This is a genomic window from Streptomyces sp. NPDC093252 (assembly GCF_040683675.1).
Lineage (GTDB): Bacteria > Actinomycetota > Actinomycetes > Streptomycetales > Streptomycetaceae > Streptomyces.
In genome coordinates this window covers 120,529-137,238 of record NZ_JBFBEM010000011.1, presented here as the reverse complement: position 1 = coordinate 137,238, position 16,710 = coordinate 120,529, and the positions used below count along the sequence as shown (strand labels likewise).

At 72.8% G+C, this 16,710-nt stretch carries 11 protein-coding genes, 1 pseudogene and 1 riboswitch; of the genes and pseudogenes, 11 read left to right on the top strand and 1 reads right to left on the bottom strand.

The window, feature by feature from the left end; genetic code table 11:
* Positions 1 to 132 precede the first annotated feature (132 nt).
* Positions 133 to 3,060 (top strand): glycoside hydrolase family 2 TIM barrel-domain containing protein, encoded by a 2,928-nt coding sequence (locus tag AB0O01_RS23485; RefSeq protein ID WP_365316439.1) that lies wholly within the window; start codon positions 133 to 135, stop codon positions 3,058 to 3,060.
* Entirely contained in the window at positions 3,057 to 5,786 is a 2,730-nt protein-coding gene (locus AB0O01_RS23480; RefSeq protein ID WP_365316151.1) for an alpha-mannosidase, read from the top strand. Before AB0O01_RS23485 ends, AB0O01_RS23480 begins: the two co-directional genes overlap by 4 nt.
* 108 nt (positions 5,787 to 5,894) lie before the next feature.
* On the opposite strand, the pseudogene AB0O01_RS23475 reads toward AB0O01_RS23480, so the two are convergent.
* Positions 5,895 to 6,476 (bottom strand): annotated as a pseudogene (locus tag AB0O01_RS23475) (M23 family metallopeptidase); the annotation flags it as partial.
* A 273-nt stretch (positions 6,477 to 6,749) separates the two neighbouring features.
* On the opposite strand from AB0O01_RS23475, the gene rpsB reads away from it, so the two are divergent.
* From rpsB to AB0O01_RS23430, 9 genes are all read left to right on the top strand, one after another.
* Positions 6,750 to 7,718, top strand: a complete 969-nt coding sequence (rpsB, locus tag AB0O01_RS23470; protein ID WP_365316149.1) for a 30S ribosomal protein S2 — start codon at positions 6,750 to 6,752, stop codon at positions 7,716 to 7,718.
* A gap of 200 nt (positions 7,719 to 7,918) precedes the next feature.
* Positions 7,919 to 8,755, top strand: a complete 837-nt coding sequence (tsf, locus tag AB0O01_RS23465) for a translation elongation factor Ts (RefSeq protein ID WP_365316147.1) — start codon at positions 7,919 to 7,921, stop codon at positions 8,753 to 8,755.
* A gap of 222 nt (positions 8,756 to 8,977) precedes the next feature.
* Positions 8,978 to 9,736 (top strand): UMP kinase, encoded by a 759-nt coding sequence (pyrH, locus tag AB0O01_RS23460; RefSeq protein ID WP_355742704.1) that lies wholly within the window; start codon positions 8,978 to 8,980, stop codon positions 9,734 to 9,736.
* 148 nt (positions 9,737 to 9,884) lie between these two features.
* Positions 9,885 to 10,442 (top strand): ribosome recycling factor, encoded by a 558-nt coding sequence (gene frr, locus AB0O01_RS23455; protein ID WP_020128692.1) that lies wholly within the window; start codon positions 9,885 to 9,887, stop codon positions 10,440 to 10,442.
* On the top strand, positions 10,442 to 11,701 hold the full coding sequence (locus AB0O01_RS23450; RefSeq protein ID WP_365316144.1) for a phosphatidate cytidylyltransferase: 1,260 nt from the start codon (positions 10,442 to 10,444) through the stop codon (positions 11,699 to 11,701). The genes frr and AB0O01_RS23450 overlap by 1 nt, the downstream gene beginning before the upstream one ends.
* Before the next feature lie 103 nt (positions 11,702 to 11,804).
* A complete protein-coding gene (locus AB0O01_RS23445) occupies positions 11,805 to 12,503 on the top strand; it encodes a hypothetical protein (protein WP_365316143.1) in 699 nt (232 codons plus the stop codon).
* A 78-nt stretch (positions 12,504 to 12,581) separates the two neighbouring features.
* Positions 12,582 to 13,688, top strand: a complete 1,107-nt coding sequence (gene rlmN / locus AB0O01_RS23440; protein ID WP_365316141.1) for a 23S rRNA (adenine(2503)-C(2))-methyltransferase RlmN — start codon at positions 12,582 to 12,584, stop codon at positions 13,686 to 13,688.
* A gap of 37 nt (positions 13,689 to 13,725) precedes the next feature.
* Positions 13,726 to 13,846: riboswitch (TPP riboswitch) on the top strand.
* A gap of 99 nt (positions 13,847 to 13,945) precedes the next feature.
* On the top strand, positions 13,946 to 15,043 hold the full coding sequence (locus tag AB0O01_RS23435) for a thiamine ABC transporter substrate-binding protein (protein ID WP_365316437.1): 1,098 nt from the start codon (positions 13,946 to 13,948) through the stop codon (positions 15,041 to 15,043).
* Positions 15,019 to 16,692: an iron ABC transporter permease gene (locus AB0O01_RS23430; RefSeq protein WP_365316139.1), complete on the top strand. Its 1,674-nt coding sequence runs from the start codon at positions 15,019 to 15,021 to the stop codon at positions 16,690 to 16,692. The genes AB0O01_RS23435 and AB0O01_RS23430 overlap by 25 nt, the downstream gene beginning before the upstream one ends.
* Positions 16,693 to 16,710: the final 18 nt, after the last annotated feature.

Genomic DNA, 16,710 nt, shown 5'->3' with positions numbered 1-16,710 from the left:
CCGCACCTCCAGGACCCCGAGCCCCCGCACCTCGACAACCCCGAGCCTCCGCATCTCCGCCACCCCGAACCCCCGCACCTCCCCGCCCCCGAGCCCCCCTACCTCCACGACCCCGCGCCCGGACGGGGAGCGCTGCCGCCGCGGGCTGCCTTCCGCTCCGACGCCGCCGCGCTCAGCCTCAACGGCCCCTGGCGCTTCCGGCTCTCCCCCTCCGCCGCCGCGGCACCGGACGGCATCGAGCACGACTCCTACGACGACTCCACCTGGCACGCCCTGCCGGTCCCCGGCCACTGGCAGCTCAACGGCCACGGCCGCCCCGCCTACACCAACATCCGCTACCCCTTCCCCGTCACCCCGCCCGCCCCGCCCTCCGACAACCCCACCGGCGACCACCGCCTCACCTTCGACCTCCCCGACGACTGGCCCGCCGGCCCCGCCGTGCTCCGCTTCGACGGCATCGACTCCTGCGGCCGGATCTGGCTCAACGGCACCGAACTCGGCATCACGACCGGCAGCAGGCTGCCCTCCGAGTTCGCCGTCGGCCCGCTGCTGCGCCCGCGCGGCAATGTGCTCGCCGTCCGCGTCCACCAGTGGTCCGCCGGAAGCTATCTGGAGGACCAGGACATGTGGTGGCTGTCCGGGATCTTCCGGGACGTCACCCTGCTGGCCCGCCCCGACGGCGGCGTCCGCGACTACACCCTCCAGGCGGACTACGACCACACCACCGGCCTCGGCACCCTCCGCCTCGACGCCGACCCCGGCGTCCGCGTCACCGTCTCCGCACTCGGCATCGACGCCCTGCCCGCCGGGCAGCCTGCCGAGGTGCCCGTACAGCCCTGGAGCGCGGAGAGCCCCCGCCTCTACGACGGCGAGGTCCACACCGCCGCCGAACGCGTCCCCGTGCGCGTCGGCTTCCGCACCGTCGCCATCGAGGACGGCGTCCTCAGGGTCAACGGACGGCGGATCGTCTTCCGGGGCGTCAACCGGCACGAGTTCCACCCCGAGCTGGGCCGGGCGCTGCCCCAGGCGTGGGCCGTCGCCGACATCGAGCTGATGAAACGGCACAACGTCAACGCCGTCCGCACCAGCCACTACCCGCCCGACCCCGGGTTCCTCGACCTGTGCGACCGGTATGGGCTGTGGGTGATCGACGAATGCGACCTGGAGACCCACGGCTTCTCCGAACTCGGCTGGCGCGACAACCCCAGTGACGACCCGCGCTGGGCCGCCGCCTACCTCGACCGCATGACCCGGACCGTCGAACGCGACAAGAACCACCCCTCCGTCATCATGTGGTCGCTCGGCAACGAGGCCCACACCGGCCGCAATCTCGCCGCCACCGCCGACTGGACCCGCCGCCGCGACCCCGGCCGTCCCCTGCACTACGAGGGCGACGCGGACTGCGCGTACGTCGATGTGCACAGCCGGATGTACACCCCGCACGAGGACGTCGACCGGATCGGGCGCGGCGAGCTGGGCTCCCCGCGCAGCCGGGAACTCCCCTTCATCCTCTGCGAGTTCGCGCATGCCATGGGGACGGGGCCGGGCGGCCTGGTCGAGTACCGCGACCTCTTCGAACGGCACGAGCGCTGCCAGGGCGGCTTCGTCTGGGAGTGGCTCGACCACGGCATCGCCCGCCACGACGACCGGGGCCGCCCCTACTTCGCCTACGGCGGCGACTTCGGCGAGCCGCTGCACGACGGCAACTTCGTCATCGACGGCATGCTCCACCCCGACCGCACCCCCTCACCCGCGCTCATCGAATTCGCCAAGGTCTTCGAACCGGTCCGGATCACCGCCGCCCCCGGCGGACTGCGGATCACCAACCTCCACGACTGCGTCCCCCTCGACCACCTCACCTTCGACTGGACCCTGGAGGAAGAAGGCACCGAGATCGCCGGGGGCACCCTCGACGTCCCCGCGCTCCCGCCCGGCGCCGCCGCCGATCTCGCCCCGCCCCCGCTCCCGGCCACCACCGCCGAGAGCTGGCTCACCGTCCGCGCCCGGCTCGCCGGGGACACCGCCTGGGCGGCGGCCGGACATGTGGTCGCCTGGGGCCAACTCCCCATCACCCCCGCCCCGCCCCCGCCCCCACCCGCCTCCGACGCCCCCGTCCGCACGGCCGACACCGAAGAGACCTCCGGCCCCGCCAAGACCTACGGCACTGCCAAGACCCCCGACACCCCCGGCACCGAGCGGCCCGCGCTGCGGCCCGCGCCGCGGCCCGCCCTGCGGCTAGGCCCCGGCCGCTTCGACGCCCGCACCGGACACCTCACCGCCCTCGGCGCCCTCCCCGCCGACGGCCCCCGCCTCGACCTGTGGCGGGCCCCCGTCGACAACGACCGGGCCGCCGACGCCCCCGAGGAGCAGACCTGGCGGGCCGCCGGACTCCACCGGCTCCAGCACCGCCTTCTCGACCTCGCCACCGACGGCACCACCCTCCTCGTCCGCACCCGCGTCGCCCCCGCCGGACTCGCCTTCGGCATGCGCGCCGACTACCGCTGGAACGCCGACCCCGGCCGGCTGCGGCTGCGGCTCGACGTCGAACCCGAGGGCGACTGGCCCTGTACCCTGCCCCGGCTCGGCCTCAGGATGGCCCTGCCCGGCACCCTCGGCACCGCCGAGTGGTTCGGCCGCGGCCCCGGCGAGGCGTACGCCGACTTCCGGCAGGCCGCCCGCGTCGGCCGCTTCACCACCACCGTCGACGCCCTCCAGACGCCCAATGTCTTCCCCCAGGAGAACGGCAACCGGCTCAACGTCCGCCACCTCCTCCTCACCGGCCCCGACGGCACCGGGCTGCGGATCGACGGCGAACCCCACTTCGCCTTCACCGCCCGCCGCTGGACCTCCGAGGACCTCGACGCCGCCCGCCACACCACCGATCTCGTCCCCTCCGACCACCTCCACCTCAACCTCGACATCGCCCAGCACGGCCTCGGCACCGCCGCCTGCGGCCCCGGCGTCCTGCCCCACCACCGGCTCCACCCGCACCGGGCGAGCCTCGTCCTCACCTTCACCCCGCTCCCCGCGCCCCACGACAGCGAGGCCCCCACGCCATGACCGACACCCCCGACGTCCGCCTCGTCCCCCACACCCACTGGGACCGCGAGTGGTACGAGCCCTTCCAGCGGTTCCGGCTGCGCCTGGTCGACCTCCTGGACGAGGTCCTCGACCGCGCCGAGGCCGACGACCGCTTCCGCTTCACCCTCGACGGCCAGATGGCCGCCGTCGACGACTATCTGGAGGTCCGCGGCGAGCACCGCGACCGGATCGCCGCACTGGTCCGCGCGGGCCGCCTCGCCGTCGGCCCCTGGCAGATCCTGCTGGACGAGTTCCTCTGCTCCGGCGAGAACATCGTCCGCAACCTGGAACTGGGCCTGCGCCGCGCGGATGAACTCGGCGGCTCCATGGCCGTCGGCTACCTCCCCGACATGTTCGGGCACTGCGCCCAGATGCCGCAGATCCTCGCCGCCGCCGGCCTCGACCACGCCTGCCTCTGGCGCGGCGTGCCCGACGGGGTGCCCGGCCACGCCTTCCGCTGGCGGGCCCCCGACGGCAGCTCCGTCCGCACCGAGTACCTCGCCGGGGGATACGGCAACGCCGCCTATGTCTTCGCCGACCCCGGGCACTTCGCCGAGCGGATGACCGCCCTCGGCCACCGCCTCAAGCCGTCCTTCGGCACCGACCCCGTCCTCGCCATGTACGGCACCGACCACTCCGCGCCGGTCGGCTCCCTGGTCGACCTGGTCGCCGGACTCGACCCGACCGAGGTCGACGTACGGATCGTCACCCTGGACGACTACATCCGGGGCCGCGACCCGCACGACCGGGCGCTGCCGGTCGTCGAGGGCGAGCTGCGCAGCCACGCCCGCGCCAACATCCTGCCCGGCGTGCTCTCCGTGCGCCCCCACCTCAAGCAGGCCATGGGCCGCGCCGAACGGCTGGTCGAGCGGTACGCCGAGCCGTTCGCCGCGCTCTGGTCGCACGAGTGGCCCGAGCGCTTCCTCGACCTGGCCTGGTGGCGGCTGATCGACGCCTCCGGGCACGACTCCGTCACCGGCTGCGGCGTCGACGAGACCGCCGTCCAGGTCCACGCCCGGATCAGCGAGGCCGAGCACCTCGGGCAGGCCGTCCGCGACCGGGTCGCCGCGGGACTGGCCCGCCGGGTCGCCCGGGACGCCGTCCTCGTCCTCAACCCCACCCCGGCCGAACGCGAGGACCTGATCACCGTCGACATCGAGGTCCCCGGCGACTGGGACGCGATCGGTGTCGAACTCGCCGACGGCACCCGGCTCCCCGCCCAGACCGAGCACCGCGCCCCGCGGGTCCTGCTGGAGGAGCGCCACCCCGGCGCCGCCCTGCCCGCCTTCCTCCCCCGCATCCACGGCCGGGAACTCTTCGGCGCCGAGATCACCCACTGGACCTGCGACCCCGGCCGCCGCATTCTCGCCTTCACCGTCGCCCGGTACGGCGGCGACACCCCCTTCGACGTGGCCGCCGTCCGCACCGCCGTCACCGGCGCCGACGGCGAGTGGACCGTCCGCATCCTGCGCGCCCCCCACCGCACCCTCACCTGCGCCGCTCGCGTCCCCGCGCTCGGCTGGACCTCCCTGCGGGTGACCCGGGGCGAGGTCCCGGTCCCCGCCCCCGTCCACCGCGACGGCCGCACCCTCAGCAACGGCCTGGTCACCGTCACCGTCCGGGACGACGGCACCCTCCGGGTGGTCTCCCGCGACGGCACCGTCCTGGACGGCGTCGGCCGCCTCACCGACGGCGGCGACCGCGGCGACACCTACAACTACGCCCCGCCCGCCACCGACACCCTGGTCGACACCCCCCGCGCGGTCCGCGTCACCCCGCCCACCGCCGAGGGCCCCCTGCGCACCGCGCTCACCGTCGAACGCGTCTACGACTGGCCCGCCGCCGTCGACCGCGACGCCGACCGGCGCACCGCCGACACCCGGCCCGGCACCGTCCTCATGGACGTCGAGCTGCGGGCCGGTGAGCCCTTCGTCCGGCTCGGTCTCACCCTCGACAACGCCTCCCTCGACCACCGGGTCCGGCTCCACATCCCGCTGGCCCGCCCCGCCGCCACCTCCAGCGCGGAGGGACAGTTCGCGGTCGTGGAACGCGGCCGGACCGCCGAGGGCGGCTTCAGCGAACACCCGCTGCCCACCTTCCCGGCACACGGTTTCGTCGCCGCGGGCGGCGCGGGCCTGCTCCTCACCCAGGCGTCCGAGTACGAGCTGCTCGACCGGGAACTCGCCCTCACCGTGCTCCGCGCCACCGGCTGGCTCAGCCGCAACGTCCACCCCTACCGCGAGGAGCCCGCGGGCCCGCAGATCGCCACCCCGGCCGCCCAGATGCCCGGCGTCACCACCGTCTCCCTCGCCGTTCTCCCGCACGCGGGCGACTGGCGGTCGGCCGCCCTGCCCGACGCCGCCGAGCGCTTCCGCCACCCGCTGCACGCCACCCCGGGCACCGGCGACCCCTCCGCGCCGCCCGCCCGCGCCGAGGGCCTCACCGTCGAGGGCGCCACCCTCACCGCCCTGCGCCGCCGGGGCGACGCCGTCGAGGCCCGGATGGTCGCCCTGAACCCGGAACCCGGCCGCGCCCTGCTGCGGGGCCCCTTCACCGATGCCCACCGCACCGACCTCCTCGGCCACGCCACCGGCCCCGACACCGGTCCCGTCCCGGGCGCCGCACCGGGGTCGGCGGAGCTGGCGCTGCGCCCGTGGGAGATCGCCACGGTCCGGCTGACCGGGCTGACGACCACGCGTGCCTGACGGGGCACGCCGTCCGGCGGGCGCCCCGCCCGGTTCCCCGCCCGGTTCCCCGCCCGGCGGGGCTTCCCCTTCCGGGGCCCCGGGGTGACCGGCGCGCCCAGGGGTGTCCCCGGGCCCCGCCACCGGCACTCCGTGCACCGGCAGCAGCCGTGGCCGGATTCCGCCCTTGAGGTGGGCGGGCAGCAGCGACAGGGGGTTCAGATAGGTCTCCGCGCGGCGCAGCCCCCAGTGCAGACAGCGGGCCGCGCAGTGCGAGGGGCCGGTGGCCTCCAGGGTGCCCAGCGGGGTGCCGGCCGCCACCCGGTCGCCCGCGCGGAGCGCCGCCCGCACCGGCTCATAGGTGGTCCGCAGCGGCGGGACCCCCGTGCCCGGGTGCTCCACCGTGATCACGCCCTTGCCCCCGACCCGCCCGGCGAAGGCCACCCGCCCCGGGACCGGGGACCGCACCGGGGTACCCGCGGGCGCCCCCAGATCCACCCCGCGATGGCCTCCCCCGTACCGCGTCAAGGGCGGATCCCAGCCACGCAGCACCCGGGGCGGGTCGCCCACCGGCCAGCCGGCCGCGCGCACCGGAACCGGCGTCGGCGGGCTCGCCCCGGCCACGCCGGGCAGCAGCACCGGCGCCAGGGCCAGGGCCAGGGCCAGCACCATCAGCAGCAGGGCGCCGACCGGGCGCCGGGAGGCGGTCATGCCTCCACGCTCGCCGATCTCCGCGATCCCCGCCGGGACCTGTGCACAACTCCGGGGTTGTGGACAACGGCGTCACCCGGTGCCTCGCGGGTCCCGTACACTTCTGGTGGCGACCCGGGCCACCGGGTCGACTTCGCACGCCCCGGCACGGCGACCGGAAACGGTCCCGGTCAGCGCCCCTCGGTCCCTCGTGGCACGGCGCGTCAGCGGGCGTCAGGCGCGGAAGCCGTCCGGCATCCGCGGCACAACCGAGAAATCAAGGAGAACACGGCCATGGCCGTCGTCACGATGCGGGAGCTGCTGGAAAGCGGCGTCCACTTCGGTCACCAGACCCGCCGTTGGAACCCGAAGATGAAGCGCTTCATCTTCACCGAGCGCAACGGCATCTACATCATCGACCTGCTCCAGTCGCTGTCGTACATCGACCGCGCCTACGAGTTCGTCAAGGAGACCGTCGCCCACGGCGGCACGGTCATGTTCGTCGGTACGAAGAAGCAGGCGCAGGAGGCCATCGCGGAGCAGGCCACCCGCGTCGGCATGCCCTTCGTCAACCAGCGCTGGCTGGGCGGCATGCTCACCAACTTCTCGACCGTCTACAAGCGCCTCCAGCGCCTCAAGGAGCTGGAGCAGATCGACTTCGAGGACGTCGCCTCCTCCGGTCTGACCAAGAAGGAGCTTCTCGTGCTCTCGCGCGAGAAGGCCAAGCTGGAGAAGACCCTCGGCGGTATCCGCGAGATGTCCAAGGTGCCCAGCGCCGTCTGGATCGTGGACACCAAGAAGGAGCACATCGCGGTCGGCGAGGCCCGGAAGCTCAACATCCCGGTCGTCGCCATCCTCGACACCAACTGCGACCCCGACGAGGTCGACTACAAGATCCCGGGCAACGACGACGCGATCCGCTCCGTCACCCTGCTCACCCGGGTGATCGCCGACGCCGTCGCCGAGGGCCTCATCTCCCGCTCCGGTGTCGCCACCGGTGACAAGGGCGAGAAGGCCGCCGGTGAGCCGCTCGCCGCGTGGGAGCGCGAGCTGCTGGAGGGCGAGAAGAAGGCCGACGAGGCAGCCCCCGCCGCCGCTGAGGCCCCTGCCGCCGCTGAGGCCGCCGCTGCCGACGCCCCGGCCGAGGCCGCTGCCGAGGCCCCCGCCGAGGACGCGCCGGCCGCCGAGGCCCCCGCCGCCGAGGAGGCGCCCGCCGCCGCCGAGGCCCCCGAGGCTCCCGCCGCGGACGCCGAGCAGGGCTGATCCCCCAGCCATGTCGACGGTGGGGGCGGTGCTCATGAAGTCCGCCCCCGCCGTTCACCCGTAGGCCGGCACACCGTTCGCGGGCCCCTGCACCCGGGGAACCGGTTCCCCGCGCACCAGGGCGCCGCGGACCGTGCGGACCTTCGATCTTCCAGACGTTCGAGAAGATCTCCCAGACTTCGAGAAAGACTCACAGACTCATGGCGAACTACACCGCCGCCGACGTCAAGAAGCTCCGTGAGCTGACCGGCGCCGGCATGATGGACTGCAAGAAGGCCCTCGACGAGGCCGACGGCGATGTCGACAAGGCCGTCGAGGCCCTGCGCATCAAGGGCCAGAAGGGCGTCGCCAAGCGCGAGGGCCGCTCCGCCGAGAACGGCGCCGTGGTCTCGATCATCGCCGACGACAACTCCTCCGGCGTCCTGGTCGAGCTGAAGTGCGAGACGGACTTCGTCGCCAAGGGCGAGAAGTTCCAGGCCGTCGCCCAGACCATCGCCGAGCACGTCGCCAAGACCTCCCCGGCCGACCTGGCCGCGCTGCTCGCCTCCGAGATCGAGGCCGGCAAGACCGTCCAGGCGTACGTCGACGAGGCCAACGCCAACCTCGGCGAGAAGATCGTCCTGGACCGCTTCGCGGTGTTCTCCGACGGCTTCGTCGCCGCGTACATGCACCGCACCATGCCCGACCTGCCCCCGCAGATCGGTGTCCTGGTCGAGCTGGACAAGCCGAACGCCGAGGCCGCCAAGGGCGTCGCCCAGCACATCGCCGCGTTCGCGCCGCAGTACCTCTCCAAGGAGGACATCCCGGCCGACGTGGTGGAGAACGAGCGCCGCATCGCCGAGGAGACCACCCGCGCCGAGGGCAAGCCCGAGGCCGCGATCGCCAAGATCGTCGAGGGCCGCGTCAACGGCTTCTACCGGGACGCCACCCTGCTCGGCCAGGCGTACGCGCTCGACCCCAAGAAGTCCGTCCAGAAGGTCCTGGACGAGGCCGGTGTCACCCTGAAGCGCTTCACGCGCATCAAGGTCGGCATCTGAGTCCGTCCGCGTCCGTAACCGCGATCGACGCGCGATCCCCGGCGGAATCCCGCTAGGGTCGACGGGAGCCGTCCGCGCCACCCGCGCACTGCGTCCCGCACGCGCGCGTCGCGGACGACGGCAGATCTGACGAGGAGGCCATTGCCGCGCATGGGAGCCACCACCCCCCACCGGCAATGGCCTTCTTGGTATGTGCACCATGTGAAAGAGGCGGGATAACCGATGACCACCAAGGCCCAGAAGAGCGACGACGGCAAAGTACGCGGCCGGTTTCTGCTGAAACTCTCCGGAGAGGCATTCGCCGGTGGCGGGGGCCTCGGTGTCGACCCGGACGTGGTGCACAAGATCGCCCGCGAGATCGCCGCGGTCGTCCGGGACGGCGCCCAGATCGCCGTCGTCATCGGCGGCGGCAACTTCTTCCGCGGCGCCGAACTCCAGCAGCGCGGCATGGACCGGGCCCGCTCCGACTACATGGGCATGCTGGGCACCGTCATGAACTGCCTCGCCCTCCAGGACTTCCTGGAGAAAGAGGGCATCCAGTCCCGGGTGCAGACCGCCATCACCATGGGCCAGGTCGCCGAGCCCTACATCCCGCTGCGGGCCGTGCGCCATCTGGAGAAGGGCCGGGTCGTGATCTTCGGCGCCGGTATGGGCATGCCGTACTTCTCCACCGACACCACCGCCGCCCAGCGCGCCCTGGAGATCGACGCCGAGGCCCTGCTGATGGGCAAGAACGGCGTCGACGGGGTGTACGACTCCGACCCGAAGACCAACCCGGACGCGGTCAAGTTCGACGCGCTCGGCTACGGCGAGGTCATCACCCGCGACCTCAAGGTCGCCGACGCCACCGCCGTCACCCTGTGCCGTGACAACAAGCTGCCGATCCTGGTCTTCGAGCTGCTGACCGAGGGCAATATCGCGCGGGCCGTCAAGGGTGAGAAGATCGGCACGCTGGTGGGCGACCAGGACAGCCGGGCCTGACCGGGGGACGACCCCGCCGGGCACGGACCCCGACCGGAGGATGGACAATGACCGGACCCTCGGGAACCGTGCAGCAACAAGACGCGACGCAGCCGGCCGCCCACTCGCGGACGCGGCCGGGCCGACTCTCAACACGCAGGAGCAAGTGGTGATCGAAGAGACCCTCCTCGAAGCCGAGGAGAAGATGGAGAAGGCCGTCGTCGTCGCCAAGGAGGACTTCGCCGCGATCCGCACCGGCCGGGCCCACCCCGCGATGTTCAACAAGATCGTGGCGGACTACTACGGGGCGCCCACCCCGATCAACCAGTTGGCCTCGTTCTCCGTGCCGGAGCCGCGGATGGCTGTCGTCACCCCGTTCGACAAGACCGCCCTGCGCAATATCGAGCAGGCGATCCGCGACTCCGACCTCGGGGTCAACCCCAGCAACGACGGCAACATCATCCGGGTGGTGTTCCCCGAGCTGACCGAGGAGCGCCGCCGCGACTACATCAAGGTCGCCAAGGGCAAGGGCGAGGACGCCAAGGTGTCCATCCGCGCCGTGCGCCGCAAGGCCAAGGACGCCATCGACAAGCTGATCAAGGACGGCGAGGTCGGCGAGGACGAGGGCCGCCGCGCGGAGAAGGAACTCGACGACACCACCGCCAAGTACGTCGCCCAGGTGGACGAGCTTCTCAAGCACAAGGAAGCGGAGCTGCTCGAAGTCTGATGGACAACTCTTCCTGGGGGGCACCGACCGGGCCCGGACAGACCGGGTACTGGGGGCCCACCGAGCACGGACCTGTCCAGGGGGCTGCCCCGGCGGGTCCCGCGTACGATGCGCAGCAGGCGCAGCACACTCGCCCCATGCCCATCGTGCCCGACCTGCCCGCGTACGGCGGTGACCAGGATGAGGACCGGGGGACCGCTCGACTGGGCGGCCCCCTGTTCCGTGACCAGATGTACCGCGACGACCAGACCCCTCGCGACGGCCGGCCGTACCGCGACGAGCCGTACCGCGACCAGATGCTCCACGACCAGATGCTTCACGACCCGACGTCCCGCGACCCGATGTTCCGCGACGAGACCCCGTCGGCGCAGCCCCCTGCGGCGGTGCCGCAGAATCCGGAGCCCATGCCCGACGCCCCGCAGCCGGCGCCCGCACCGCAGAAGAAGAACGCGGGCCGGGACCTGGGTGCGGCCATAGGGGTCGGGGTCGGGCTCGGCGCGGTCATCCTGGCCTCGCTGTTCTTCGTCAAGGCCGCGTTCATCGGGGTGATAGCGGTCGCCGTGGTGGTCGGGCTGTGGGAACTGACCCGGCGCCTGGACGAGCGCAAGGGCATCAAGGCGCCGCTGGTGCCGCTGGCGGTGGGCGGCGCGGCCATGGTCGTCGCCGGGTATGTGCGGGGCGCCGAGGGCGCCTGGGTGGCGATGGCGCTGACCGCGCTCGCGGTGCTGGTCTGGCGGATGACCGAACCGCCGGAGGGCTATCTCAAGGACGTCACCGCGGGCGTCTTCGCCGCGTTCTACGTGCCGTTCCTGGCGACCTTCGTGGCGATGCTGCTGACCGCCGACGACGGCCCGCAGCGGGTGCTGACGTTTCTGCTGCTCACCGTCGTCAGCGACACCGGGGCGTACGCGATCGGCTGGCGGTTCGGCAGCCACAAGCTCGCCCCGCGGATCAGCCCCGGCAAGACCCGCGAGGGCCTGCTCGGCGCGGTCGCCTTCGCCATGGTGGCGGGCGCGCTGTGCATGGAGTTCCTGATCGACGGCGGCGCCTGGTGGCAGGGCCTGCTCCTCGGCCTCGCGGTCGCGGCCAGCGCCACCCTCGGTGACCTGGGCGAGTCCATGATCAAGCGGGACCTGGGCATCAAGGACATGGGCACGCTGCTGCCGGGTCACGGCGGGATCATGGACCGGCTGGACTCGCTGCTGCCGACGGCGCCGGTGGTGTGGCTGCTGATGGTGGTGTTCGTCGGCTCCGGCTGAGTCCCGGGCGGCGTCTTCGGCTGCTTCCTGAGTGAACGTTTGCTCCACCCCTCCGGGTCCTCCCTATGATCGCCGTCACGGGGACCGGGAGGGGTGGAGCCGTATGTGGGCCAGACGCCGGGCGGCGCGGCAGGAGCGGCTGGAGCGGGCGGCGGCCGAGGCGCTCCAGGAGTTCGATCAGAGTCTGCGCACCACCCTGGCCTCCGTCGACGACGCCCACCAGGGCCTGCTGGAACTGCGCGAGGAACTCGCCCGCGAGGTGGCGGACACCAGGGCGATGCTCGGCCGCGACGACGGACTGCCGGCCGAACCGGCCCAGGACGATCTGGCGGCGGGCGACGAGGCCCTCACCCTGCTGGACGAGGTGTCCGCGCAGTACACGGGCGTCCGGGTCCGGGTCGTCGGCAAGGGCTTCGAGGACCGGGCCACACTCATCCCCCTGATGGAGGAACTGGTCGACTTCGTGGAGACCATGCCGGACATCGGCGACCGGGTGGTCGGCGCCGCCGAGGCGGTGATCGCGCTGCGCGAGGGGCTGACGCGGACCCGGGCGGACCTGGCGCCGCTGCGGGCCCGGATCCACCCCGCGCACCGGGCCGCCGAGGACGAGCTGGCGGCGACCCGCGGCACCCCCGGCTGGCATGTCCGCCAGGTCGCCCTCGCCACCCTCGGCGACCGCCTCACGGCCCTGGAGCGGGGCCGGGTCCGGCCGACGGCGGACGAGACCGTAACCGACCACTACCGCCGCCTCGAACGCGATCTCGCGGCCCTGCGCGACGAGATCGCCCAGGCACCCTCCTGACCTGCGGCGATACCGCCCGGCCGGAGTTATCCACAGGCCGCCTGGGGCGGCCCGGGAGTCTGCGACACTGGTAGGGCCATGCCTAAGCCCGGAGAACTCACCTTTGTCGCGCCGCGCGGAGCCAAGAAGCCGCCGCGGCATCTCGCCGATCTCTCGCCCGCCGAGCGCAAGGAGGCGGTGGCGCAGATCGGGGAGAAGCCCTTTCGCGCCAAGCAGCTCTCGCAGCACTACTTCGCGCGGTACGCGCACGAGCCCGAGCAGTGGACGGACATCCCCGCCGGGTCCCGTGAGCGGCTGCGCGAGGCGCTGCTGCCGGAGCTGATGACCGTCGTCCGGCATCTGTCGACGGACGAGGGGACGACCCGCAAGACCCTGTGGCGGCTGTTCGACGGGACGCTGGTGGAGTCGGTGCTGATGCGGTACCCGGACCGGGTCACCATGTGCATCAGCTCGCAGGCCGGATGCGGGATGAACTGCCCGTTCTGCGCCACCGGACAGGCCGGGCTGGACCGGAACCTGTCGACCGCCGAGATCGTGCACCAGATCGTCGACGGCATGCGGGCGCTGCGGGACGGGGATGTGCCGGGCGGGCCCGCGCGGCTGTCCAACATCGTCTTCATGGGCATGGGCGAGCCGCTCGCCAACTACCGGCGGGTCGTCGGGGCCATCCGGGCGCTGACCGATCCGGCGCCGGACGGTGTGGGGCTGTCCCAGCGCGGGATCACCGTGTCGACGGTCGGGCTGGTGCCCGCCATCCACCGGTTCGCCGACGAGGGCTTCAAGTGCCGTCTGGCCATCTCGCTGCACGCGCCCGACGACGAGCTGCGCGACACCCTGGTGCCGGTGAACACCCGCTGGAAGGTCCGCGAGGTGCTCGACGCCGGGTTCGGATACGCGGAGCGGTCCGGGCGGCGGCTGTCCATCGAGTACGCGCTGATCCGGGACATCAACGACCAGGCGTGGCGGGGCGACCGGCTCGGGCGGCTGCTCAAGGGGCGGCCCGTGCATGTGAACCTGATCCCGCTGAACCCGACACCGGGGTCCAAGTGGACCGCCTCCCGGCCCGAGGACGAGAAGGCGTTCGTGGAGGCCATCGCCGCCCATGGGGTGCCGGTGACTGTCCGGGACACCCGGGGGCAGGAGATCGACGGGGCGTGCGGTCAGCTCGCGGCCACCGAGCGGTAGAGTCTGACGTCGTACATCCGTACATATCTTCATACTCGTAATCCGGCAGGGGAGCGCCACAGCGCTGAGAGTGCGGCAGCCGTCAGGACACGGTGGGCCGCAGACCCTCTGAACCTCGCCCAGGTCATTCTGGGTAGGGAGATCGGTCGTCACTCATGCTGTTGCGCCCTGCCCGGGAACCCGTCTCGTCGGTCCCGGGCGGGGCCGCGTCTCTTCCTGGTCACCCAGGAGGACATTCAGTGAGCATCACTCGTCAGATGAGCAGCAGGGTCAGAACGGTGGCCGCGGTCGGCGCCGGGCTCGGGATGGTCACGCTGGCCGCCTGCGGTTCGGGGGCGTCCGGCTCCGATGCCGGGTCGGCATCGGGCGGCGGATCGAAGACCGTCACGCTGATCAGCCATGACTCCTGGGCCGTGTCCAAGGAGGTCCTCGCCGACTTCCGGGAGCGGTCCGGGTACACGGTCAAGGTCCTGGAGGACGGGGACGCCGGTACGGCGGTCAACAAGGCGATCCTCACCAAGGACAACCCGCAGGGCGATGTCTTCTTCGGCGTCGACAACACCCTGCTCTCCCGCGCCCTGGACAACGGCCTCTTCCAGCCGTACGAGGCCAAGGGCGCCGACACGGTCGAGCCCGCCTTCCGCGCCGACGCCACCGGAAACCGGGTCACGCCCGTCGACACCGGCGACATCTGCGTCAACTACGACAAGGCGTACTTCGCCGAGCGCGATCTCGACCCGCCCCGCACCTTCGACGATCTGGTGAAGCCGCAGTACAAGGACCTGCTGGTCACCGAGAACGCCTCCACCTCCTCGCCCGGCCTCGGCTTCCTGCTCGGCACGGCGGCGAAGTACGGCGACGACGGCTGGCAGGGGTACTGGCAGAAGCTCACGGACAACGGCGTCAAGGTCGTCGACAGTTGGGAGACCGCCTACAACCAGGAGTTCTCCGGCTCGGCCGGTGGCAGGGCGGCGGGCGGTGACCGGCCGCTGGTGGTGTCGTACGCCTCCTCGCCGCCCGTCGAGGTGGTGTACGCGGATCCGCAGCCCAAGGACGCGCCGACCGGGGTCGCCGACGGCACCTGCTTCCGGCAGATCGAGTACGCGGGGCTGCTGAGCAACGCGGAGAACGCCGAGGGCGGCAAGGCGCTGCTGGACTTCCTGATCGGCAAGGAGTTCCAGCAGGACATGCCGCTGAACATGTTCGTGTACCCGGTGGTCGAGGGCGCCCAGGTGCCCGAGGTGTTCAGCCGGTACGGGCCGCGGATCGCCGACCCCGAGACCATGGACGCGGCGAAGATCGCCGACCACCGGGACGACTGGGTCAAGGCATGGACGTCGCTGGTACTGAAGTAGCGCGCTCCCCGAGGGCCCGGCGGGGGCTGGTCCGGCTCGCGCTGCTGGTCGTGCCCGCCGGGTTCTTCGGGGTCTTCTTCGCCTATCCCGTCGCCGCGATCCTCACCCGGGGGCTGCGGGTCGACGGGGTCTGGCAGGCGGGGCGGGTCTGGGAGGTGCTGGGGGAGTCCGGCGTCCGGCAGGTGCTCTGGTTCACCACCTGGCAGGCGCTCGCCTCCACCGCGCTGACTCTGCTGATCGCCCTGCCCGGCGCCTATGTCTTCGCCCGCCTCGACTTCCCCGGCAAGCAGGTGCTCCGGGCGGTGGTCACCGTGCCGTTCGTGCTGCCGACGGTGGTGGTCGGCACGGCGTTCCTGGCGCTGCTCGGGCGCGGCGGGCTGCTGGACGAGTGGTGGGGCGTCCGGCTGGACACCACCGTGTGGGCGATCCTGCTGGCGCATGTCTTCTTCAACTACGCGGTCGTCGTCCGGACCGTGGGAGGGCTGTGGGCGCAGCTCGATCCCCGGCAGGAGGAGGCGGCGCGGATGCTCGGGGCGTCGCCCCTGGCCGCCTGGCGGAGGGTGACCCTGCCGGCGCTGGGACCGGCGGTGGCCGCCGCCGCGCTGATGGTGTTCCTCTTCACCTTCACCTCGTTCGGGGTGGTGCAGATCCTCGGCGGGCCCACCTTCGCCACCCTTGAGGTGGAGATCTACCGGCAGACCTCGCAGCTCTTCGATCTGTCCACGGCGGCCGTGCTGACGGTCGTCCAGTTCGCGGCGGTGGGCGGCATCCTCGCCGTGCACGCCTGGACCGTGCGGCGGCGGGAGAGCGCGCTGCGGCTGGTCGACCCGGCCGGGACCGCCCGGCGTCCGCGCGGCGCCGGGCAGTGGGCGCTGCTCGCCGGGGTGCTGGCGGTCGTCGTCGCGCTGATCCTGCTGCCGCTCGGGGTGCTGGTGCGGCGCTCGCTGGAAGGGTCCGGGTTCGCCTACTACCGGGCGCTGGCCTCGGCGGAGTCCGAGGTGTTCCTGGTCCCGCCGATCCACGCCATCGGCAACTCGCTGGCGTACGCCGCCGTCGCCACCGTCATCGCGCTGCTGGTCGGCGGGCTGGCCGCGGCGGCGCTGGCGCGGCGGGACGCGGGGCGGCTGGTGCGCGGGTTCGACGCGCTGCTGATGCTGCCGCTCGGGGTGTCCGCGGTGACCGTCGGCTTCGGGTTCCTGATCGCGCTGGACGAACCCCCGCTGGATCTGCGGGCCACCTGGATCCTGGTGCCGCTCGCCCAGGCCCTGGTGGGGGTGCCGTTCGTGGTGCGGATCATGCTGCCGGTGCTGCGGGCGGTGGACGGGCGGCTGCGGGAGGCGGCGGCGGTGCTCGGGGCGTCCCCGTGGCGGGTGTGGCGGGAGGTGGATCTGCCGCTGGTGCGGCGGGCGGTGCTGGTCGCGTCGGGGTTCGCGTTCGCGGTGTCGCTGGGCGAGTACGGGGCGACGGTGTTCATCGCGCGGCCGGACCAGCCGACGCTGCCGGTGGCGGTCGCCAAGCTGGTGGCCCGCCCCGGCGAGCTGAACTACGGCCAGGCGATGGCCCTTTCGACGATTCTGATGCTGGTGTGCGCGGTGGCCCTGGTGGTGCTGGAGCGGCTGCGGACCGACCGGAGCGGGGAGTTCCTGTGATGTCGGCGCGGAAGGGGG